Origin of the sequence: Sinorhizobium kostiense (genome assembly GCF_017874595.1) — a bacterium.
GTDB lineage: Bacteria > Pseudomonadota > Alphaproteobacteria > Rhizobiales > Rhizobiaceae > Sinorhizobium > Sinorhizobium kostiense.
Genome location: NZ_JAGILA010000007.1, coordinates 250,587 through 272,160, shown reverse-complemented (window position 1 = coordinate 272,160; position 21,574 = coordinate 250,587). Strand labels below are relative to the sequence as shown.

The 21,574-nt window shown below is 62.3% G+C and carries 22 protein-coding genes and 1 pseudogene; 13 read left to right on the top strand and 10 right to left on the bottom strand.

From position 1 onward, the window contains the following. Positions 1–136 precede the first annotated feature (136 nt). A complete protein-coding gene (locus J2Z31_RS22890; protein WP_209604937.1) occupies positions 137–655 on the bottom strand; it encodes a Spy/CpxP family protein refolding chaperone in 519 nt (172 codons plus the stop codon). Between the two features lie 57 nt (positions 656–712). Here J2Z31_RS22890 and J2Z31_RS22885 point away from each other — a divergent pair, with 57 nt between their 5' ends. From J2Z31_RS22885 to J2Z31_RS22860, 6 genes and pseudogenes are all read left to right on the top strand, one after another. Further along, positions 713–1,297 carry a Crp/Fnr family transcriptional regulator gene (locus tag J2Z31_RS22885; RefSeq protein ID WP_234939598.1) on the top strand — a complete coding sequence of 195 codons (585 nt, stop codon included), beginning with the start codon at positions 713–715 and terminating at the stop codon, positions 1,295–1,297. Between the two features lie 270 nt (positions 1,298–1,567). After that, positions 1,568–1,930 (top strand): hypothetical protein, encoded by a 363-nt coding sequence (locus tag J2Z31_RS22880; RefSeq protein ID WP_209604936.1) that lies wholly within the window; start codon positions 1,568–1,570, stop codon positions 1,928–1,930. Between the two features lie 97 nt (positions 1,931–2,027). Next, a pseudogene (locus J2Z31_RS22875) lies at positions 2,028–2,516 on the top strand (multicopper oxidase domain-containing protein); the annotation flags it as partial. 155 nt (positions 2,517–2,671) lie between these two features. Further along, complete coding sequence (locus J2Z31_RS22870) at positions 2,672–4,894, top strand: copper-transporting P-type ATPase (RefSeq protein WP_209604931.1); 2,223 nt, start codon at positions 2,672–2,674, stop codon at positions 4,892–4,894. A gap of 39 nt (positions 4,895–4,933) precedes the next feature. Beyond that, a complete protein-coding gene (locus J2Z31_RS29850; protein WP_328243633.1) occupies positions 4,934–5,005 on the top strand; it encodes a DUF2933 domain-containing protein in 72 nt (23 codons plus the stop codon). 165 nt (positions 5,006–5,170) lie between these two features. Next, the gene (locus J2Z31_RS22860; RefSeq protein WP_209605178.1) at positions 5,171–5,668 is read left to right on the top strand and encodes a DUF305 domain-containing protein; all 498 of its coding nucleotides are present in this window, start codon (positions 5,171–5,173) and stop codon (positions 5,666–5,668) included. A gap of 27 nt (positions 5,669–5,695) precedes the next feature. On the opposite strand, the gene J2Z31_RS22855 is transcribed toward J2Z31_RS22860, so the two are convergent. Continuing rightward, the gene (locus J2Z31_RS22855) at positions 5,696–6,148 is read right to left on the bottom strand and encodes a YqaA family protein (RefSeq protein WP_209604929.1); all 453 of its coding nucleotides are present in this window, start codon (positions 6,146–6,148) and stop codon (positions 5,696–5,698) included. Between the two features lie 224 nt (positions 6,149–6,372). Between J2Z31_RS22855 and J2Z31_RS22850 the strand changes: the two genes are divergently transcribed. The 6 genes from J2Z31_RS22850 to J2Z31_RS22830 all read left to right on the top strand — a co-directional run bounded on the left by J2Z31_RS22850 (position 6,373) and on the right by J2Z31_RS22830 (position 10,711). Beyond that, positions 6,373–6,744 (top strand): hypothetical protein, encoded by a 372-nt coding sequence (locus J2Z31_RS22850; RefSeq protein ID WP_209605176.1) that lies wholly within the window; start codon positions 6,373–6,375, stop codon positions 6,742–6,744. Positions 6,745–6,836: 92 nt separating this feature from the next. Further along, a complete protein-coding gene (locus J2Z31_RS29420; RefSeq protein ID WP_234939597.1) occupies positions 6,837–7,064 on the top strand; it encodes a hypothetical protein in 228 nt (75 codons plus the stop codon). Continuing rightward, complete coding sequence (locus J2Z31_RS22845; RefSeq protein WP_209604927.1) at positions 7,061–8,524, top strand: TolC family protein; 1,464 nt, start codon at positions 7,061–7,063, stop codon at positions 8,522–8,524. The genes J2Z31_RS29420 and J2Z31_RS22845 overlap by 4 nt, the downstream gene beginning before the upstream one ends. Positions 8,525–8,538: 14 nt before the next feature. After that, positions 8,539–9,888 carry a multicopper oxidase family protein gene (locus J2Z31_RS22840; protein ID WP_209604924.1) on the top strand — a complete coding sequence of 450 codons (1,350 nt, stop codon included), beginning with the start codon at positions 8,539–8,541 and terminating at the stop codon, positions 9,886–9,888. A 39-nt stretch (positions 9,889–9,927) separates the two neighbouring features. After that, positions 9,928–10,407: a cupredoxin domain-containing protein gene (locus J2Z31_RS22835; RefSeq protein ID WP_209604922.1), complete on the top strand. Its 480-nt coding sequence runs from the start codon at positions 9,928–9,930 to the stop codon at positions 10,405–10,407. Positions 10,408–10,426: 19 nt separating this feature from the next. Next, entirely contained in the window at positions 10,427–10,711 is a 285-nt protein-coding gene (locus J2Z31_RS22830; protein WP_209604920.1) for a copper-binding protein, read from the top strand. A 154-nt stretch (positions 10,712–10,865) separates the two neighbouring features. Here J2Z31_RS22830 and J2Z31_RS22825 read toward each other — a convergent pair whose 3' ends face one another. The 4 genes from J2Z31_RS22825 to J2Z31_RS22815 all read right to left on the bottom strand — a co-directional run bounded on the left by J2Z31_RS22825 (position 10,866) and on the right by J2Z31_RS22815 (position 15,544). Beyond that, entirely contained in the window at positions 10,866–11,234 is a 369-nt protein-coding gene (locus J2Z31_RS22825) for a hypothetical protein (RefSeq protein WP_209604918.1), read from the bottom strand. A 215-nt stretch (positions 11,235–11,449) separates the two neighbouring features. Then, positions 11,450–13,312 carry an ATP-binding protein gene (locus J2Z31_RS29415; RefSeq protein WP_234939596.1) on the bottom strand — a complete coding sequence of 621 codons (1,863 nt, stop codon included), beginning with the start codon at positions 13,310–13,312 and terminating at the stop codon, positions 11,450–11,452. Between the two features lie 63 nt (positions 13,313–13,375). Further along, positions 13,376–14,827, bottom strand: a complete 1,452-nt coding sequence (locus J2Z31_RS29410; protein WP_234939595.1) for an AAA family ATPase — start codon at positions 14,825–14,827, stop codon at positions 13,376–13,378. Positions 14,828–15,013: 186 nt separating this feature from the next. Next, positions 15,014–15,544, bottom strand: a complete 531-nt coding sequence (locus J2Z31_RS22815; protein ID WP_209604916.1) for an Lrp/AsnC family transcriptional regulator — start codon at positions 15,542–15,544, stop codon at positions 15,014–15,016. Between the two features lie 48 nt (positions 15,545–15,592). Between J2Z31_RS22815 and J2Z31_RS22810 the strand changes: the two genes are divergently transcribed. Then, complete coding sequence (locus J2Z31_RS22810; RefSeq protein ID WP_209604914.1) at positions 15,593–16,765, top strand: MFS transporter; 1,173 nt, start codon at positions 15,593–15,595, stop codon at positions 16,763–16,765. Positions 16,766–16,832: 67 nt separating this feature from the next. Here the strand turns inward: J2Z31_RS22810 and J2Z31_RS22805 are convergent, their stop codons facing one another. The 4 genes from J2Z31_RS22805 to glmU all read right to left on the bottom strand — a co-directional run bounded on the left by J2Z31_RS22805 (position 16,833) and on the right by glmU (position 21,476). Next, on the bottom strand, positions 16,833–17,522 hold the full coding sequence (locus J2Z31_RS22805) for a DUF502 domain-containing protein (RefSeq protein WP_209604912.1): 690 nt from the start codon (positions 17,520–17,522) through the stop codon (positions 16,833–16,835). A gap of 17 nt (positions 17,523–17,539) precedes the next feature. Then, positions 17,540–18,037, bottom strand: coding sequence for a GNAT family N-acetyltransferase (locus J2Z31_RS22800; RefSeq protein WP_209604910.1), 498 nt, complete (start codon positions 18,035–18,037; stop codon positions 17,540–17,542). Next, the gene (gene glmS / locus J2Z31_RS22795) at positions 18,034–19,860 is read right to left on the bottom strand and encodes a glutamine--fructose-6-phosphate transaminase (isomerizing) (RefSeq protein WP_209604908.1); all 1,827 of its coding nucleotides are present in this window, start codon (positions 19,858–19,860) and stop codon (positions 18,034–18,036) included. The genes J2Z31_RS22800 and glmS overlap by 4 nt, the downstream gene beginning before the upstream one ends. A gap of 245 nt (positions 19,861–20,105) precedes the next feature. Next, positions 20,106–21,476, bottom strand: a complete 1,371-nt coding sequence (gene glmU / locus J2Z31_RS22790) for a bifunctional UDP-N-acetylglucosamine diphosphorylase/glucosamine-1-phosphate N-acetyltransferase GlmU (RefSeq protein ID WP_209604906.1) — start codon at positions 21,474–21,476, stop codon at positions 20,106–20,108. Between the last annotated feature and the right edge of the window lie 98 nt (positions 21,477–21,574).

The following is a 21,574-nucleotide window of genomic DNA, read 5'->3' as shown; positions in this document are numbered from 1 at the left end:
TGACCTCCGCGGTTGGAAACTTCATCGACCGAGCCGCAGACACAATCACGATCTCGCGAGCACTTCTGTCGCGGGCGGCTCCGCGGGTTGGCAGGCAAGCCTGGTGGTGAGCGGCGAGAACGCGCTGGCAGCGTGGCTACCGGGAATATCCGCGCAACTCGTTGTAGCGGTCTATTTGCGCGGCACTGAGAACGCGCACCATCTCCAGGTGCGCGGCAAGGTGCGCGTAGCGAAGTTTGGCGCGACTAGCCTCGATCCGATGGAGATATTCCCACAGGCCATCTCGATCGATGGAACGCTCTCGGAAGGCGGTTTCGAGCGCACGTTCCCCGGCTATCAATCCCTTTCCGGCCGAGACCGCCGCGCTGCGCATGTGCTCAAAAATGCTGGTCACTTCTTCTTCCTGTTCGGCCGTCAGGTCCAGATCGTCTTTCATCTTCAGGACATGCGACGGACCGGGGATTCCATTCAGCTCGGCCGCCTTCGCCAGTCCCCAGCCGCCCCCGTTCTCCAGTTCTGCAATGTCTTCTGGCGACAGGCTTTTGATGGGTCGATGCTCCTGCCCGGCATAGGGAGAAGAATGGACGTGTGCGCTTTCGGCCACAGCGGTCAGTGGCATCAAAATCGCGATCAGAGCAGTCATGAGTCTTTTCATGGGGCACCGTTTGAGCATTCGAGGGGACGACCTTGCCAAACCGTGGGCATTCCGAACATGATCGCTATCATGTTCGGAGAAATTCTCGTTCATCTGAAGACGAAAGTCGTCGCGAAAAGGTCGTTCGAAAAGAACGAACACCTCTTTCACCGAGGCGATCGCATTACTGCGCTGTTTCTGGTCAGCGAAGGGTCCGTGAACCTCGTTCGCTACCAGGAGGACGGCAGCCCCACGGTCCTACAGCGCTCGGGAGACCTCTCGATCCTGGCAGAGGCATCGGTTTTTTCGGATCGCTATCATTGCGATGCCCTGGTGACAAAGAAGGCGAACGTCTCGATCGTGCCCATTGCCACGGTAAGGGAGCTATTGGAGAAAGAGCCGGCCTTTGCGCGCGCTTGGGCAAGGCACTTATCGCAGGAACTTCAGAGCGTCAGAAAGCGTGCGGAGATCGCATCATTGCGTACGGTAAGAGCGCGGCTGGAAGCCTGGCTAACGTGGAACGAAGGACAACTTCCGCCAAAGGGTGCATGGCGGGGTCTGGCAGAGGAACTCGGCGTTGCGCCCGAGGCACTGTATCGGGAACTGTCCGCCCGCCGTTCAGTCTACCGGGAAGAGGGCGTGCCGCCGACTGGGCAGCTATAATTTCAGTTATCACTTATAAAAAGATGCCGCATCGACATGGGCGCTGGCGGATGGAGCCTCCTGAGCCGCCGCTGCCGAGAGTTGCAGCGAAAACGGCTACGAGAGCGAGGCTGGACCATTTCGCCGCCTTCGAACACATTCTTGTGCAATTCTCCCGAATACACCGTCGATCCATTGGCTCCGGACTCGCCGCCGATTGATCGGGGCCAAGGCGAGGGTTGCAACCCTCGCGCACTGTGATTGAATGGAGTACGAAAGTTCGAGCGAAACATGATCGCCGCCAGCCAGATCGTCCGGAAACGCGCAACAGAATTGTTGGCCATTTTGGTCGCAATTGTGTTTCTGTTCGCGCCGATGGCCGAGGCAGCCGTCGTCAAGTGCCAGCCACACGCGCTCAGTACGGAACATATCGTCTCTCCGCAGAGCGATCCTGCTCCTCCCGTTGACACCGAACCAGGCGACCAGAAGGCGTGCTGCAAGAGTGTCTGCAGCCTATGCAACGCTCTCTTCCCGGCACCGATTCCCGTCGGGTTTACCGTGAAGCCCAATGGCCACCGGGACTTCGGCCCTCAGCAGCCCATCACCGGCATCTACTCTCGACCCGCCATCGGCCCTCCCCGATCTGCCGAATGAGCGCTTGCCGTCGAAGAGACGGCAAGCCTTCCACGATCGCAATCGAGTGACGCGATCTTCGCCGGCACCGGCCGGCACGGAACAAGAGGTCAAACAAATGAAACGTCGTGAATTCCTGGGCGGACTGATGTCCGGCGTCGTCGCCGCATCGGATGCCGCAATGAACCCCACTTCTGCCTGGGCAGAGAACAGCAGGGCAGCAACTTCAGGTGGGGCTACCCACTCGCTTTCGATTGCGAAACGCGTGCTCGATGTAAACGGCAAAGCCGCCGACGTCTTCGGGCTCGTCCAATCAGATGGATCCGTCGGCCTGACCCTCGACGCGGACAGCCCTTTCGACGTCACCCTGTCAAACGATAGCGGAGAAGCGACACTCATCCACTGGCACGGGCTCACTCCCCTGTGGCACATGGACGGAGTGCCGGACAATCCGGCCGCGCTTCTGAAGGCAGCAGAGACCCGGCGCTACAAATTTCCCGTCGGTTCCGGCGGTACGCACTGGATGCACGCGCATACGCTGCAGGAACAGAACCTGCTTGCCGCACCGCTGATCGTGCGAACCGCCGATGAAAGGAAGCTCGACGAGCACTGCCACCATCTCAATCACATGGTAGCGGGAATGATGTCTTTCGTCGCCTACGCATAACGGAGAATTGGCGGCCCGGCCGCGACGCGCCAAATTGGCACGCAGGTGCCGGCGCCGGCTTTGTCTCCGGAGAGTACCATCAGGGAGAAATTCCAATGGACGAGCACAAGCACCACCACCGACCCGAAGGTCACGAGCACCACCATCATGCAAGCCAACATGCGACCTCGGCCCGCGACACAGGCAATCAGGCCGAGCAGCAGGAAGGCGTGATCTACACCTGTCCGATGCACCCGCAGGTGCGGCAGATCGGCCCCGGAAACTGCCCGATCTGCGGCATGGCCCTCGAACCAGAAGTCATCACCGCGGAAACAGGTCCGAGCCCGGAACTCGTCGACATGCGGCGGAGGTTCTGGGTCGGACTGGTGCTGACATTGCCTGTGCTGGCGCTCGAAATGGGCGGTCACCTCACCAACTTGCATATGCTGATCGATGCCCAAACGTCGAACTGGCTCCAGCTTGTCTTCGCGACCCCCGTCGTTCTTTGGGCGGGCGCTCCGTTCTTCGAGCGCGCCTGGCGGTCGATCCTCACGCGGCATCTGAACATGTTCACCCTGATTGCGATGGGCACGGGCGTCGCCTGGGTCTACAGCGTGGTCGCAACGGTCGCTCCCGATCTGTTTCCGGCAACGTTCCGGTCCGCCGAGGGGCCTGTCGCGATCTACTTCGAGGCGGCGGCCGTCATCACCGTCCTGGTGCTCCTCGGACAGGTTCTCGAACTGCAGGCGCGCGAGCAGACGGGCGGCGCGATCCGCGCCCTCCTCGACCTTGCGCCGAAGACGGCCCGCCGCATTCGCAGCGATGGCAGCGACGAGGACGTGGCGCTCGAAGCGGTCATCGTCGGTGACCGGCTGCGCGTCCGTCCGGGTGAGAAGGTCCCGGTCGACGGTACTCTCGTGGAGGGCCGCAGTTCGGTCGATGAATCGATGATCACCGGAGAGTCGATGCCGGTCACCAAGGAAGTTGGCGCGAAGCTGATCGGTGGCACGATGAACCGGACAGGCGGTTTCGTGATGGAAGCGGGCAAGGTCGGCCGCGACACGATGCTGTCCCGGATCGTCCGTATGGTCGCCGAGGCCCAGCGCTCTCGCGCCCCGATCCAGCGCCTCGCCGACGAGGTGTCCGGCTGGTTCGTCCCGGCGGTGATCCTGATCGCCATCGTCGCCTTTTCGACCTGGCTGGCGGTCGGCCCGGAGCCGCGCTTCGCCCACGGGCTGGTCGCTGCGGTAGCGGTGCTGATCATCGCCTGCCCCTGTGCGCTCGGCCTCGCCACTCCGATGTCGATCATGGTGGGCGTTGGACAGGGAGCACGCGTCGGTGTGTTGATCAAGAACGCCGAAGCGCTGGAACGCTTCGAGAAGGTCGATACGCTGGTCGTCGACAAAACGGGAACCCTGACCGAGGGCAAGCCGAAGGTCACCACGCTTGTCACGGTGGACGACGTCTCGGAGAACGAACTCCTGCGACTCGCCGCCACGCTGGAGCGGTCGAGCGAACATCCGCTGGCGACAGCCATCGTCGAAGCCGCCACTGAACGCGGCGTAGCGCTCGGAACGGCAGAGAACTTCGACAGCCCGGTCGGCAAGGGCGTGACCGGTGAAGTCGATGGCCGCAGGCTCATCATCGGCAGCCACCGGATCATGTCCGAGGAGGGGGTGGACGTCTCCGCCCTCTCGCAGAAGGCCGAAGAACTGCGCGGTGAAGGAGCTACCGTCATCTTTGCGGCGATCCACGGTCGTCTCGGCGGGTTGTTCGCAATCTCGGACCCGATAAAGGGGACGACGCCCGCCGCCGTCGCGATGTTGATCAAGGACGGCGTGCGCGTGGTGATGCTCACCGGGGACAACAGGACCACCGCCAATGCCGTTGCCCGCAAGCTTGGCATCACCGAGGTCGAGGCGGAAATCCTGCCGGAGCACAAGAGCGAGATCGTCCGGCGTCTGAGACATGAGGGTCGCATCGTCGCCATGGCGGGAGACGGCGTCAACGATGCCCCGGCTCTTGCCGCCGCTGACGTCGGCATCGCGATGGGAACGGGCACGGATGTGGCAATCGAGAGTGCCGGCGTCACCCTGCTCAAGGGCGATCTTCAGGGCATAGTGCGGGCCCGGCAGCTCAGCCACGCCACGATGCGGAACATCCGCCAGAACCTGTTCTTCGCCTTCGTCTACAACGCGGCTGGCGTCCCGGTCGCGGCTGGCGTGCTGTACCCAGCCTTCGGGCTGCTGCTGTCGCCGATTATCGCAGCCGCCGCCATGGCGCTTTCGTCGGTCAGCGTGATCGGCAATTCGCTGAGGTTGAGGAGTGTTCGGATATGAGCTTGGATCTCAGATGGGCTGTTCGCCGCCTCACTCGCTTTGATCGCCGCGTTCTTCGTCCTTCGCGAGCATTGGCAGCACGCCTTGGGAGGCGCAGAAGAAGGAAATTGAAGAGATGACCACCTGGGTGAAGGAGCACGCCAAGTGATCATGGTGACATCAGAGGCTGGGTTGCATGAGCGCAATCCAGGACTGCTTTTGATGGAACGAACAACCGGACCGCTGGTTTCTAAGGCTCGTACCGACTTTCGGCATCCTGTAGAGCGGAGGATCGTCATGAGAGAGCACGGCAAGCAATCGATGCAGAACCATGACACGACACGGCACCATTACCTGATGTTCGCCCTCAATCTGGTACTCAGCCTCCTCGTCATGTACCTCGCGATGTTCTCGATGATCGACGGTTGGGCCGATTTCCGTAATAACCTCAACACGCTCTACATGGCGCTGACGATGGTCGCTCCGATGGGCATCATAATGCTGGCGACCATGGGGAGGATGTACAAGAGCAAAGGATTGAACATCTTCCTTTATCTCGGCCTGGCTGGCCTCTTTGTCGTGGCGTTCGCGGGAACCCGCATGCAGGCCGGGATCGACGACGATCAGTTCATCGCCTCGATGATCCCGCACCATTCAGGAGCAATCCTGATGTGCCGCGAAGCGAAGCTCATGGACGAGGAACTGGTCAATCTTTGCAGACAAATCTCTGAAGGGCAGCGCGAGGAAATCGAGCAGATGAACTCGATTAAAGCGAGGCTGGATAGCTCCGGCTGAATGGCGCTGTGCGGGCACCATAGCCAATCAGATGCCGAATGCCGAAAGCGTGCCGCGCGTCGCCGCGGCGAGGACAAGATAGCGCCCCGCCTTTGCAACAGTGACCAGCAGCAGGAAAGACCACCATGGCTCCCGCAACACGCCCGCAAGCACAGTGAGCGCGTCACCGAAGATGGGCATCCATGAGAGGAGCAGAGACCAGCGACCATAGCGACGGTACCATCCGCCCGCCTTCTTCAGCGACGACTCCTTCACCGGGAACCATGGGCGATCGTGAAACCGGTCGATGAAGCCTCCAAGCACCCAATTGCTGACCGAGCCCAGCACGTTGCCGGTGCTGGCGACGATGAGAAGCCAGAGCGTCGAGAATTTTCCTGACGCGAGCAACCCCACAAGCAGGGGCTCGGACTGGAAAGGCAGCAGGGTGGCCGCGCCGAATGCGACCAGGAAAAGGCTCATGTAGGCAGTCACGCTCGTCATCGAACTCTGCGCGTATTGAGAAACAAGAGAGGAGAAGGATGATGCCGCTTTCTGCCCCCGGTGATTTCTTCGCTTGACCTTGCCATGCCTGGAACCAGTACAACATATTCGCCATTGGATCGAACGGCGATTCCGGGCATTGCGGCGCCATATAATAGGCGCGAATCGCGTATCTATACGACTGACAATTGACAACTTCGGGACCGGTGCTAGTCCTGCGCGGCATGGGTATGTTTCGAATCGCATTGCAGAAGCTGCTGATTCTGATCCGCTTGGTGATTATTGTATCACTGGCGGGATACTCCCTGCCGACCGCCTCTGCCGCCATGCATGGTGCGTGGGCCGATCTGTCTCAGGCCAGCGATCACCATGAGATCGCCGGGGGCGATCACGCGCACGGCGATCACCACCAATCCTCCCCCGAAGCCCAGAAGTTGGTGAAGACCGACTGCTGCAAGGGCTTCTGCATCAGCATGGCCATCATCACCAGTGCCGAGCCGGTCGGCGGCCCGCGTGTCACATCCATCCGCGAATTCGCCAATGACGCCCAGATCCGGGGCGAACTCCCGCCGCTCCACCGTCCCCCGAATATCTGAGTAGGACATACCCGTCCCTGCGGGTCGAATTCGTGCGTTCGTGAGCGTGCTTTGCTCGCAAGCGCCGCTGCAATTCCTATTCGGATGTCACCATGAGACCTTTGTTTATCGTGGCCGCACTGCCGCTATTTGCCAGCGGATGCGCTACCACATTGCCTCCCGATGTCATTGTTTCTAGCGACCTCGCCGCCTCCGGGGCTGAGGTCCGCCCTCTCCGATATACGAGTCCGGTCTCGGGCTATACCCACCGCGTCCCGGTCGCTCCCAAGCCGTGGCGAAACCAGAATGACGCGCAGGCTCCGGAAGGAGACGCGTCATGACGGACAGCAGGATCAGACTTGCCGTCACGCTCGCTCTTCTCCTGGTCCTCGGCGGTTGCGTCTCGGCCGCTGAATATGCGGCGAAGAACGCTGGCTTCTCCTCCGTCGAGGCGAAGACGGCTGCGGCCACGGGCAAGCAGACGGTCTGGATACAGAACCAGCAGCAGGCTCGCGTGGTCTCCGACCGCGTGAAGACGCTGATGGCGAAGAAAACCATCGACGTCGAAACCGCCGTGCAGGTCGCACTTCTCAACAACAAGGGGCTACAGGCCGCCTATGCGGACCTCGGCGATTCGGCTGCCGACGCCTGGCAGTCGACGATGCTCGTCAACCCGACCGTCTCCGTCGGGCTGACGGGTATCGGTACGCCGGGTCTGGAAGCCTTCAAGTCCGTCGAAGGCATGATCGCCTCCAACATCCTAGCGCTGGCGACGCGCGAACGGGACATCGCTATCGCCGATACCCGTTTCCGGCAGGCACAGTTGAACGCGGCACTGCGCACCCTGCAACTCGCCGCCGACACGCGTCGCGCCTGGATAAATGCCGTCGCCGCCTGGGAAACCGTCGGCCACCTCAACCGGGCTCAGGCTGCGGCCGATGCGGCCTCCGAGCTTGCCCAGAAACTCGGCGAGAGCGGAGCGATGACCCAAGGGGCCCAGGCGCGCGAGCACGTCTTTTACGCCGAGCTTGCCGGACAGACGGCGAAGGCGCGACTAGAGGCCCGGCTCGCCAAGGAGGAACTGACGCGGCTGATGGGCCTCTGGGGCTCGGACATCGACTACCAGGTTCCGAACCGACTGCCCCAGCTGCCGAAGGGCTTGATGAAGCGTGACCTGATCGAGGCGGAAACGCTGCAGCGGCGCGTCGACCTCCAGATGGCGAAGCTCGACCTCGAAGCGACTGCCAAATCCTACAAGCTGACCGAGGCGACCCGCTACGTGACGGATCTCGAACTCCTGACCGGTTTCGAGACCGAGAGGGAACTCGAGGACGGCGATATCAAGAGCGAAACAACGGGGCAAGGCGAGGTCGAATTCGTCATCCCGATCTTCGACAGCGGCAAGGCAAGGATGCGTAAGGCGGAACTCGCCTATATGCGGTCGGCGAACCTGCTCGCAGAGAAGGCGGTCAATGTCCGCTCCGAGGCCCGCTCGGCCTATCAAGCCTACCGCGCCAACTACGACATCGCCCGGCACTACAGAAACAACGTCGTGCCGCTGCGAACCAAGATCGAGGAGGAGTCCCTCCTCACCTACAACGCAATGATCACCAACACCTTCGAACTGCTCGCCGACAGCCGCGACAAGGTCAATTCGATCCTGCTTGCAGTCGATGCCAAGCGCGACTTCTGGCTGGCCGAGGCGAACCTCGTTCCCGCGATATATGGCGGCGGCGCGGGCGCAGCTGCCGCCGAAACGGAAGTCGCGGCGGCTGCCGAAAGCGGCGGTGGCGGTCATTGAGAAAGGAACAGGCAATGTTCAACAGAAGACAGTTACTCGGCGCGAGTGCGGCACTGGTGTCGACCGCGGCCTGGGCGAAGACCTCGAACATGGGGCTGCCGGAAGCGGCCGCGATGGAGACGGCGGAGACCCAGCCTCCGGTCAAGCCGACTTCCGGTCCGGACTACAATCCCGTCGTCACCCTCAATGGTTGGACGCTCCCCTACCGCATGAACAACGGCATCAAGGAGTTCCACCTCGTCGCCGAACCGGTCGAGCGCGAGATGGCCGAGGGCATGACCGCCTATCTCTGGGGCTACAACGGTCAGTCGCCGGGCCCGACCATCGAGGCGGTCGAAGGCGACCGGGTGCGCATCTTCGTCACCAACAAGCTGCCGGAGCATACGACGATCCACTGGCACGGCATGATCCTGCCCTCCGGAATGGATGGGGTCGGCGGCCTGACGCAGCCGCACATACCGGTCGGCAAGACCTTCGTCTACGAGTTCGACCTCGTGAAGTCCGGCACGTTCATGTACCACCCGCATTCCGACGAAATGGTGCAGATGGCTATGGGGATGATGGGCTTCTTCGTCGTCCATCCCAAGGACCCGAAGTTCATGCCGGTCGACCGCGACTTCGTCTTCCTGCTCAACGCCTATGACATCGATCCGGGCTCCTACGTTCCGAAGGTCATGGAGATGACCGATTTCAACATGTGGTGCTGGAACAGCCGCATATTTCCCGATATCAGCCCGCTCGTCGTCTCGAAGAACGACAGGGTGCGCGTCCGGGTCGGCAACCTCACCATGACCAACCACCCGATCCACATGCACGGCTACGACTTCGAGGTCACCTGCACCGATGGCGGTTGGGTCCGGCCGGAGGCGCGCTGGCCGGAGGTCAGCATCGACATCCCGGTCGGGGCGATGCGGGCCTATGAGTTCGACGCGAAGTACGAGGGTGATTGGGCGATCCATTGCCACAAGTCGCATCACACCATGAACGCGATGGGGCACGACATCCCGACCTTCATCGGCGTCGATAAGGCGAAGGTCGCCGAGAAGATCAAGAAGCTCCAGCCGGAATACATGCCGATGGGCACCAAGGGCATGGCCGACATGGGCGAGATGGAGATGGAAATCCCCGAAAACACCATCCCGATGATGACCGGCTGGGGTCCGCATGGGCCGATCGAGATGGGCGGCATGTTCTCGGTGGTCAAGGTGCGCGAAGGCATCTCGGCGGGCGATTACTCCGATCCCGGCTGGTACGAAAACCCGCCCGGCACCCAGGCCTGGGAGTGGACCGGCGAGCTTCCCGACTGGACCAAGTCCAAGGATGCAAAAACCCAGATCACGCCGAAGCATTCAAACCACGGCTAATTGCGCATGCCGATGTTCAACAAACCAAGGGACCACACCATGAAAGCTCAAATCTTCGGACTTCTCGTGACCGCGCTCGCTACACCCGCGCTCGCTGGCGGCAATCACGCAGGCGGCCACGGCGAGGCCATGGCCGTCGGCGAGCCCGGCAAGAAAGCCAATGCCACCCAGACGATCCGCGTAACCATGAAGGAGACGGACGACGGCAAGATGATCTTCACTCCGTCGACGTTCAAGGTCCGCAAGGGCCAGACCATCGTCTTCGCGATCAAGAACGCCGGCGAACTCGACCACGAGTTCGTGCTCGATCAGGAAGACAAGATCATGGAGCACAAGGCGGTGATGGAGAAGTTCCCGGAGATGGAGCACGACGATCCGAATGCGATCCGCCTGGCCACTGGAGAGTCCGGCGAGATCATCTGGAAGTTCACCAATGACGGCACGTTCAAGATCGCCTGCCTGGTCCCCGGCCATTACGACGCGGGCATGCACGGCGACATCACCGTTGCCAAGAAATAGTCACAGGAAAGGAGACAACATGAAAACGCTGATCAAACTCACCCTCGCCTCTGCCCTCGCTGCCGGGACCGCCTACGGCGCTCTCGCCGCCGAATTCACCAAGGCCACCGTGAAGAAGATCGACGCCAAGGCCAAGAAGGTCACGTTGATCCACGAGGAACTGAAGAGCCTCGACATGCCCGCAATGACGATGGTGTTCCGCGTCCAGGACGACGCCCTCCTCGAGAAGCTGAAGGAAGGCGCGAACATCGAGTTCGTCGCCGAGCGCGTCAACGGCAAGCTGACCGTTACCGAGGTCAAGTAAAGCCTTTCCAGCGCCGCGCGTCTGACGCGCGGCGCTGGAACTCTTTTTGATTTTCGGGCCGATGCATTATGTCGCGTCCTTCCATCCCCCTGCCTTGCCATGCTGGACTGAAATCGCTCGTTAGTGGCGAAGAAAAACGCCGGTTTAGTCACGGCTACGAAGTCGGAGGCGTGCACACTGCCTTCCAGAGATCGTCCTTCCAATCGCTTCCGCCTGCATCGGAGGCGGGTATCGGGTAGTCGACGCCGCTCACGGAGACGATCGCCGGTGAACTGCATCGTACCGACGCCTTGTGCGTGCCGGGATCGCTGTAAGACACGCCCCCGTTGGCGCTCGACAGCGAGAGCGAGATGAGCACATCGACGTCATACTTCACTCTTGCCGCGCTCTGGTTTCCGACGAGGCTGAGGCTGACGACCGTGTCGTCGGGAAAGTGCGCCCTGTGAAAGACCACGGGCTCGGTCGCGGCCGCAGACGTCAGGAGCAACGTTTCGATAGCAACGGCCGAGAGAACATTACGCACTCACCCCTCCCGTGGTTCATGCGACGCCCAAACTATACCATGGGGAGCTCTTTGAAGCCCGGACGAAGTTCGCGCGAATGAAGCAGGTCGGGCGCCGCAAGACGGCCGCAGATGCGCGACAAGCTGGCGCCCCCTGGCGAAGCCATGGGGCTGACGGCCTACGTTTCCAGCGCCGGCGGCGCCAAGGTACGGCCTCTCGACCCGCGGCACCCCGGTCAGTGTAGCGCATGGAGGAGCGCCTTGGCCCTGGCAAGGTCCTCTGTGCCGAATCCCTCGGTGAACCGGCGATAGACCGCCGCGAGCAGATCGCGGGCCTCGGAGCACTTATCTTGGTCGCGCCACAGGCGGGCGAGCGAGGTGCCGGCTCGAAGCTCGAGCGACGCCGCTGCCTGATTGCGGGCGATTTCCAAGGCTTTGAGGTACTCCATCTCGGCGCGACCCCCATTCTGTTGGGGAGAAAGCCGCAGGAGAAGCTCGCCCCTGAGTCTATGGAGCTCCGATTCGTAGAGACGTTCGCCGGTTTCTCTCATTGTCGCCAACGCTTGATCGAGCGCTTCGAGAGCTTGCTCGGACCGGTCTGCCTTGACAAGCACTTGGGCAAACAACGCATGGTAACATGGCAACAGCCATGCAGAATCGGTCTCGCGCCACCCGTCGAGTCCCGAACGGAGCTCGGCCAGACCCCGTTCTACCTCCCCTTCTTCGGCCAGCACCCATCCCCAAATCACCCGGGCCATGGCCAGCCAGAATGGGTTGCGCTCCTCTTCACAGAAGACAACTGCGGCCTTAGCCGCCTTGTGGGTTCCCGCAAGGTCTCCACAGAAGTGATGCACGTAAGGCGCCACACTCAGAGCGTATGCCGTGGTCGTGGCGTGGGCGAGATCGCGCGCGAGAGCGATCGCCTCCTGACTATGTTTCAGCGCGACATCAGGGTAGCCCAGAAGCCATTCAATCCAGGCCAGGAACGACAGCCCCACGGCCCGCGGATCCTGCCCATAGCGAAACGCCAGCGAGCGGTGCGCCTCCGGATCATAAAGCGCAACAACCTGCACCATCTGCTCCCGGGCCGCCGAGAGCTGTCCAAGGTTGAGAAGCGTCAGCCCCAGCGAGCGATGCGCCACAACGATGCCATCGGGAGCCCGATGCTGTTCGGCGACGCGCAGAAACTCTTGTGCGACGCGCCGCGCCTTCCGCTGATGCGCCTTCACCATGTGATACACCCATTCGCCGTACATCGCGGGAAAGAGCTGTGACGTATCGCCCAAAGCGCCACAAAGCTCTCGCGCTCTCGTGTAGGCCCGGGCTGTTTCCGGAGCTGCATAGCCTTTCGCCGCGGTCAGCGGGACCGCGAGACTGATCTGAAGCATGAGCTCTCGTTTGGCTCGTTCTGGCGAAGCCGGCTGGCCTTCCAGGAGCTCGAGCCCCGCGGTCAGATGACTAATCGCTTCCACATTAGCCGAGCGTTCCGTTGCCCACCGTCCAGCCAATAGCCAGTAGGCAATGGCCTCGTCGGTCAGTCCTGCCTTCGTGTAGTGAGCAGCAAGAACCTCAGGTTCTGCCTCGGCCTGCGCCGGGAAGTGCTCCCGCAGCACCTGAGCGACACGCGCATGTAGCTGTTGTTTTCTGCTCCGGAGCAGGGTGGCATATGCGGCGTCTTGAACCAGCGCGTGCTTGAAAACGTAGGTCGCGTGGGGCGGGATACCACGCCGGAAGACCAGCTCCGACTTCAACAATTGATCGAGAGAGTCCTCGAGCTCGGATTGCGGCAGGGGCGACACGGCAGCGAGAAGCTGATGTGAAAATTCGCGGCCGATGACGGCACCAATCTGCGCAACCTCCTTTACAGGCGCAAGCCGATCCAGCCGGGCCATCAGCGAATCCTGCAAGGTGCTCGGAATTGCGAAAGGCGGCAGCGGACCGCGCAGGACAAGGCTGCCGTTTCGCGCAACGAGGAGATCCGATTCTAGGATCGTCTTCGTGAGCTCTTCGATGAACAGCGGCACGCCGTCAGTCTTGATTGCGATCTGGTCGAGCACCTCCGCCGGCAGGGACCTGCCTCCGGCAATGCTCTCCACCATCGTATCGACTTGCTTGCGCGTCAGGCGGTTGAGCGAGTGAAACGTCACGTGCGGATAGCGGGTTCAGGGCGGAGCGAATTCTGGCCGGAACGTAACCACCACCAGAACTCGGAGCTTCTGCACGCGGTCGACGATCTGGTCCAGGAGCTCGAGTGAAGTTGGATCGATCCAGTGCGCGTCCTCGAAAATAAAGAGGACCGGCCGATGCGCGGCCAAGCCCGCGACTTGGTCCACCAGGACCTCCAACAGGCGCTCCTTCTGCCGCGGTGTGCTCAAATCAACCGGCGGATAGCGTGTCCCCGATGGCACCGAAAGCAAGGCAGCAAGCAGCGGCACGACCCCCGCGACGTTGGTGGCGGATTGGGCGAGCACGGTTTCGAGCTTGTCGAGCGTCGAGTCAGTCGCGTCTTGGGGCTCAATCCCAGCGGCCCGTTCGAGCTGGTCGATAATGGGATAGAGCGTGCTGTTTCGGTGGTGGGGTGAACACTGATATCGCAAGCGCGTGTGTTGCTCTCCGGCGAGGTGTTCTCGCAGCGTTTGGGTTATTCGCGACTTGCCCATGCCGGCGTCCGCCGAAATCAGCACTACCTGACCCTCGCCTTCGGTGGCGTAACGCCACCGGTCCATCAGCAGCGAGATTTCCTGCTCGCGCCCGACAAAGGGCGTCAGCCCAGCCTCGTGCGCCGCTTCAAAGCGGCTTTCGGTCCTGGTCGTCCCAATCACCTGCCAGGCCCGTATCGGCCCGGAGAAGCCCTGCAACTCGTGGCTGCCGAGATCGGCGTACTCGAAGAAGCCGCTAGCGAGTTGATGAGTCGTCGGGCCGATCACGACAGCGTTCGGCTGCGCTAGCGCCTGAAGGCGGGCGGCGAGATTTGGCGTTTCCCCCACGACGCTCTCCTCTTGCGCAGCGCCCTCGCCGATCAGTTCGCCGACGACGACCAGACCTGTCGAAATTCCTACCCGCGCGCCAACAGGCTCATCGAAAGGGGTTCTCAGACCGGCGACCGAGTGGATGAGTGCAAGCCCTGCCCGGATCGCTCGCTCGACATCGTCTTCATGTGCCTGTGGAAAGCCGAAGTATGACAATATACCGTCACCCATGTACTTTGCGACGTGTCCTCCCCAACTCCGAATGACGTCGGTGGAGCGGCTGTGATAGGCGCGAATGATCGCCCCCATGTCCTCGGGGTCCAAGCGCGCAGCCAGCGCCGTCGAGCCGACCAGATCACAAAACAAGACGGTCAACTGGCGGCGCTCGGCTTCGCCCTTGGGTGAGCGCGCTGGCTGTTGTTCTTGGGTGTCGGTTCGCTCGGGCGCTGCGGTGACTGGCTGTGCCTTACCCAGAGCAGCTATCGCGTCGAGCAGTAGCCGCCGATGGCCAACAAGCGTTACGCCCAGCTCTTTCAGGTCTTCAGCGGTGAGGTGCGGCAGGCTCCGGGCATCAATCTCATTCTCGCGGAACGAACGTTCGTACCGCTCAAGGCCCAACTCCTGAAGCCAGGCACCGACGTCCATGGCTCTTTCGCCTCTGTCTCTCCGGCGTGCAAGGCTCTGTATTCTACCGCAGATTCTCGATGAAGGCGCGAGAGAATCCGATCTCCGGCCAAAAACGCCCCGGTAACATGGGGGATTCTGTCCGTCGAAGGACCATGAGGGACGGGGGGAACACTTTCCGCTTCTTGCTGAAGGGATACCGCCTATTCACTCCTGTCGCTTCACCACCGCTGGCCATTCGCTCGTCGTACCCGGCTGAACCGGTCGTTCGAGATATGTCGAAAGCACGACATAGCTGCGCGTCGCCTTCACGCCGGGCGTGTCGTAGAGGCGCGCCAGGAGCCCCTCGAGCGCATGGGTGCTTTCGGTCCGGACCTTGAGCAGCATGCAAGTATCGCCTGCGACCGAGTGGATTTCCTCGACTTCTGGATACTCCTCGATCGCAAGCAGCGCCGTGGTCTTGCCCCAGCCCGTCGTGTCGACATGGACGAAGGCGAGCAGCGTCTTGCCGAGAGCTTCGGGATCGATCAGCGCCGCCACACGGCGGATTGCGCCCGAACGCCTGAGGCGCTTTACGCGCTCGTGCGCAGCGGGCGGCGAAAGCCCGACACGTTCGCCGAGTTCGGCGTAGCTCGTCGTCGCGTCCTCGACCAGGACGCCTAATAGTTTTCGGTCCATCGCATCGAGGTCACGCTGCGGCGTGCGCTTTTGCCGAACGTCATCTGTATTTTGATCCATTCCGAAATCTCCACTTGCCGCAGAATGCTGTTCTGCAAATATGAAGTAATGACGAACATCAATCAATCGATTTCCACCTTAACCGCAGAAAGGGCGCGCATTCCGCCCTTCGCCTTCCTGCTCACCATCTGCGTCGGCGTCATCGGCTCCAACTCGCTGGCGCTCGGTCCGATTGCGCCGGAAGTGGCGGAGAGCCTCGGCACACGGGTTCCCGCGGTGATGACGGCTTCCGCCGCCTTTGGGATCGGCACCGCAGTGAGCGCCGTCTTTCTCGGCCGCCTTATCGACCGCCATGGCCCGCGTCGCATGCTCGGAATGGCGCTGTTGCTCCTCGCCGCCGGCTTGGCCGGAAGTGCATTCGCGCCGGCGCTGACGCTTCTGGTTGCCGCCCAGTTCATCGTCGGCATCGCCGCCGGCATCGCACTTCCCGCGATCTATACGCTGGCGTCAGTCATCGCGCCGGCCGGGCGGGAAAGCGAGACGATCGGCCTGGTCCTGACCGGCTGGACGCTGAGCATGGTGGCTGGTGTCCCGCTGTCGGCGGCAATTGCCGATTTCGCCGGCTGGCGGATGGTCTATGTCGTGGTCTCCGCCGCGACGCTGATCGCCTGCGCGGCCGTCCGGTTCTCTGCGGTTCGGGAGGGTACGAGGGGCAAGGCGACGTCGCCGCTTGCGGCGCTCGGGGTGCGCGGCGTCGCGCCGCTCCTGGTCGCCTGCGCGGCCTTCATGGCCGCGTTCTACGGCGTCTACGCCTATATCGGCGACCATCTGCATGCCGCACTCGGCCTGCCGATCAGCGCAAACGGCCTTATTGCGGTCAGCTATGGCCTCGGCTTCGGCGGCGCGGTATTCCTCGACCGCCTGATCGATCGTTTCGGTGCGGGCAGGCTGCTGCCCGTGATATTCCTGACCGTGGGTGGCGTCTATCTTTTGATGGGCGCTGCGAGCGGCTCCTATCCCGGCATGCTTGCCGTCGTCTTTTTCTGGGGGCTTGCCAACCATTTCGGGCTGAACGTGCTCATCATGCGGCTGACGGCACTCGATCCGGCCAGACGCGGCGCGGTCATGGGCCTGAACAGCGGCGTCACCTATCTCGCCCTGTTCGCCGGAACCATCGGCTTTGGCGCTGCTTACGCGGGGAACGCGTTCCCCATCCTGCCCTTGGCGGCGGCCGGATTGATGCTGATCGCGGCCCTCGCCGCTGCGCTGGCGCGGCATTGACTGGAGTCTGTGGAGGTGCGAGGCGATCGCGGAACCGGGCGCTTGACCGCAGACCGGGCCCCGCCCCTCAGGCCGTTTCGTGCGCAACCGCGCGCGGCGGCGCGTTGGCGATCGGCTTTTGGTCCGGCGCAACGAGACCGCCGGAAATCAACAGCTTGGCCGCGTCCTCGGCGCTCATCTGAAGCGGGACGATCTTCTCGCGCGGCACGAACAGCAGGAAACCGGCCGTCGGGAGCGGCGTCGGCGGCAGGAAGACAGCCACCATGTCCATGCCGCGCTCTTTGAACTTCGCGGCGATTTCGCCTTTCACGTCGGTGGCGATAAAGACCAGAGACCAGAGGCCGGGGCTCGGGTATTCGATCAGGCCGGCCTTCTTGAAGGAGGAAGACTGGTCCTGCAGCACTGTCTGAAAAATCTGCTTCAACGACTTGTAGATGGTCCGGACGAGCGGCATTCGGTTGAGCAGCGATTCGCCGAAATTGACGATCGTTCGCCCAACGAGGTTAGCGGTCAAGAAACCGACGAGGGTGATGACGACAATGGCAACGAGCAATCCGAAGCCCGGGATCGCCACCGGCAAGTAATTGTCCGGATTATAGAAGCTCGGCAGATAGGGCTTCACCCAACTGTCCGCCCATTCGATGAAGGAGCGGACCAGCCACACCGTGATCGCCACAGGGGCGCAGATGATGAGGCCCGTCAGGAAATAGTTGCGCAGCCGTGATGCGATAATGCCGCCCTTGGAACCGTCCGTCATGCCTATGCCACCAAACCTCAGCCTGTCTCGAAAGCCGGATGGTATGCAACCGTGCCCGAAACCTTTGCGCCCGACAAGGTCAGGGCCATGAAATATTGCGGCGCACAACCGGGAAAGACAAGATCGGCTTCGTTGCGGAAACCGAACCTGCCGTAAAATTCCGGCTCCCCCACCACGACACAGCCGGCCGCCCCGGCATCCCGCAACCTTTCAAAGCCGCGGCGAATGAGTTCGCTGCCGACGCCACGTCCTTGCCTGTCCGGCCGAACGGATACGGGGCCGAGCCCGTACCAACCGTTGGCGGCGGGCGTAATCGTCACCGGCGAAAAGGCGATATGGCCGATCACCTCACCCGCGTCGTCAGCGACGAGGGAGTGGCTCAGGGCGCCAGCGGCACGCAGGCGCTCGATGATCAGCGGCTCCGTCTGATCGCTATGCGGGTGGCCGGCGAAGGCGGCGGTCGTGACGGCGCTGATCGCCGAGAAGTCCCCCTCCCTTTCCGGCCGGACGATCATTCGACGGTCACCGATTTAGCCAGGTTGCGCGGCTGATCGACGTCGGTGCCCATGAAGACCGCCGTGTGATAGGCGAGAAGTTGGACCGGCAGCGAGAAGATCACCGGCGCCACGATCTCGTCGACGTTCGGCAGCACGATCGTATGCATGGTATCGAGGGTCGTGGCGGCGGCGCCCTTTTCGTCGGTGATGAGGATGATCCTTCCGCCGCGGGCCGCGACTTCCTGCATGTTGGAGACCGTCTTGTCGAAGAACCGGTCATGCGGGGCGATGACAATAACCGGCATGTTCTCGTCGATGAGAGCAATCGGCCCATGCTTCAGTTCACCGGCGGCATAGCCTTCCGCATGAATGTAGGAAATCTCCTTGAGCTTCAGCGCCCCTTCCATTGCCAGCGGGAAGCTGGTGCCGCGGCCGAGATAGAGCACGTCCCGACACTTCGAGAGCTCGCGCGCGAGGAATTCGATCTTCGGCTGAATGCTGTTCAGCACCCGGCTCATCAGGCGCGGCATCTCGGAGAGGCTCCTCACCATCGCCTGCTCTTCCTCTTCGCCGAGCGTGCCGCGGGCCCTGCCGGCTGCGATCGCAAGGGAGGCGAGGACGGCGAGCTGGCAGGTGAAAGCCTTGGTCGAGGCGACGCCGATCTCAGGCCCCGCGAGGATCGGGAAGACGGCATCCGATTCGCGCGCGATCGTCGATTCGCGCGTGTTGACGACGGCGCCGATCTTCAGGCCGTGCTCCTTGCAATAGCGGAGCGAAGCCAGCGTGTCGGCAGTCTCGCCCGACTGCGAGATGAAAAGCGCTGCCGATTGCGGCGAGAGCGGAATTTCGCGGTAGCGGAATTCCGAAGCGACATCTATTTCGACCGGCAGGCGCGCATAGCGCTCGAACCAGTATTTGCCGATCAGCCCGGCCAAGTAGGCGGTGCCGCAGGCGGAGATGGCAAGGCTCGGCACCTTGGCGAAATCGATCGCGCCGGAGACCGGGATCGCCCGGTTTTCAATGAAGTTGACGTAATGACCCAGCGCATGGGAGATGACCTCCGGCTGCTCATGGATTTCCTTCTCCATGAAGTGGCGGTGATTGCCCTTGTCGATCATGTAGGCGGCCGCCGTGGAAATCTGGCTGGGGCGGGTGACCGGGTTGCCGTCGATGTCGAAGATGTGGACGCCGGTCCTGCCGATGACGGCCCAGTCACCGTCGACCAGATAGGTGATCTCGTTTGTGAAGGGTGCGAGCGCGATCGCGTCCGATCCCAGGAACATTTCGCCTTCGCCATGGCCGATTGCCAGCGGCGGACCGTTCCGGGCCGCCATGATCGTCGACGGATCGTCCTCGAAAAGCACGGCCAGCGCATAGGCGCCGCTGACGCGCTTCAGCATCGCGTGCATCGCCTCGCGCCGCCCCATGCCCTCGCGACGGAAGCTTGCGAGAAGCTGCGCGACGACCTCGGTGTCCGTTTCCGTCTGGAACTCGGCCCCGGCGGAGGCCAGGTCGGCCTTCAGCTCGGCGAAGTTCTCGATAATGCCGTTGTGGACGACCGCGACGCCGTCGGTGAAATGCGGGTGGGCGTTGCACTCCGTCGGCGCACCATGGGTTGCCCAGCGCGTGTGGGCAATGCCGATGGTGCCTGCCAAAGGCTCTTCCCTTAGCCTTGCCTCAAGGTTGAGGAGCTTGCCTTCAGCTCGCCGACGCTGCAATTCGCCCCCGTTGATCGTGGCGACGCCTGCCGAATCGTAACCCCGGTATTCGAGGCGCTTCAAGGCATCGACGAGACGCTCCGAAACCGGCTGGCTTCCCACGATCCCAACAATCCCGCACATATGAAACTCCGCATTCTTTCCCACGCCGATCGCGGCGCAACAGATCACTCGAGCAAGACGAGGGAACGCACGCCTGCCCGCCCCCGTCTCGCCAACTCATGAGACCACGTCAGCGATCGGAATGAAGCCAACCCGCTACCGTCATGCCTTCAAAGGCGCTTGCTCTCTCGAAGCCTTGGTATCGAAATTATCGCGTGAGGCAATCCGCCGCGATTTCACTTTCAGTATCAATGTTTAACGCGGGCCTACTCGGCAGCCTTCGCCCTTTTCCTTGCTGCCTTCTCGGCTTCGTAGCGCTCCCGCAAAACGGGCGCGCGGCCGGGCTTTATCTCCTGACGCGCACGTCCAAAGGCAACTGCATCCGCCGGCACGTCCTCAGTGATCACGCTGCCGGAAGCGACGAGCGCGCCGTCACCGATCGTAACCGGCGCCACAAGCGACGAGTTCGAACCGATGAAGGTGTTTTCGCCGATGCGTGTCACATGCTTGTTCACGCCGTCATAATTGCAGGTGATCGTTCCGGCACCGATGTTCGATCCGGCCCCGACAGAGGCATCGCCGATATAGGTGAGATGATTTATCTTGGCGCCAGCGCCGATTTCGGCCTTCTTTACTTCGCAGAAATTGCCGACCTTCGCTTTCGGCCCGAGATCGGCTCCCGGGCGAAGACGGGCGAATGGCCCGACGGTTGCCCCAGCGCGAATATGGGCTCCCTCGACATGCGAGAAGGCGTGGATGACGGCGCCGTTTTCGACGCGCACGCCGGGGCCGAAGACGACGTTCGGCTCCACCAGCACATCCTGCGCGAGTTCGGTGTCCCAGGCGAGGAAGACGGTCTCCGGGGCAATCATCGACACGCCGGCAAGCATCAGCTCATGGCGGCGGCGCTGCTGCCACAGCCGTTCGATGTAGGCGAGCTCGGCACGGGTGTTGCAGCCGGTCAACTCTTCCTCCGGCGCCTCAACCGCGACTGTCCGCCCGCCGCGCGAGCGCACGATCTCCACGAGATCGGTGAGGTAATACTCGCCCTTGGCATTCGCATTGCCGATGCGGTCGAGAAATTCGAGCGCTTTGCGCCCGTCGATCGCCATCAGCCCACCATTGCAATAGGTGATGCGGCGCTCTTCTTCGGAGGCGTCCTTGTGCTCGCGGATTGCGAGGAGCTCGCCGTTCTCGACGATCAGGCGCCCATAACCCGTCGGATCCGCCGTCTCGAACCCGATAACGACCACGTCATTGCCTTCGGCCAGACTTTTGCGCGCCGTCCTGAGCGGCGCAGCCGTGATGAGCGGCGTATCGCCGAAGACGACCAGGATGTCGTCATAGCCCTTCTCGATCGCCGCGCGCGCCGCAAGCACGGCATGCGCCGTACCGAGCCGCTCCTGCTGCAGGAACGCAGTCACCGTGGCAGCGCCGGTGTTTGCGGCCGCGGCAACTGTGTCCGCGTCGCGGCCGACGACCAGGGCCACATCCGAAATAGAGGCACTCGCCAGCGCGTCGACGACATGCGCGATCATCGGCCTGCCTGCCACCGGATGCAGCACCTTCGACATGGCCGATTTCATCCGCGTGCTTTCCCCAGCCGCCAGGATGATAGCCAGGCAAGTCCGTTCCATGCTCTTGTTCTCCTTGGTATTCTTCTTCGGGCGCATCTTTTCGTGCCCGTCGCCGATTCGCTTCCGGCAACATATTGCGACCGGGGCAAATCGCCCAA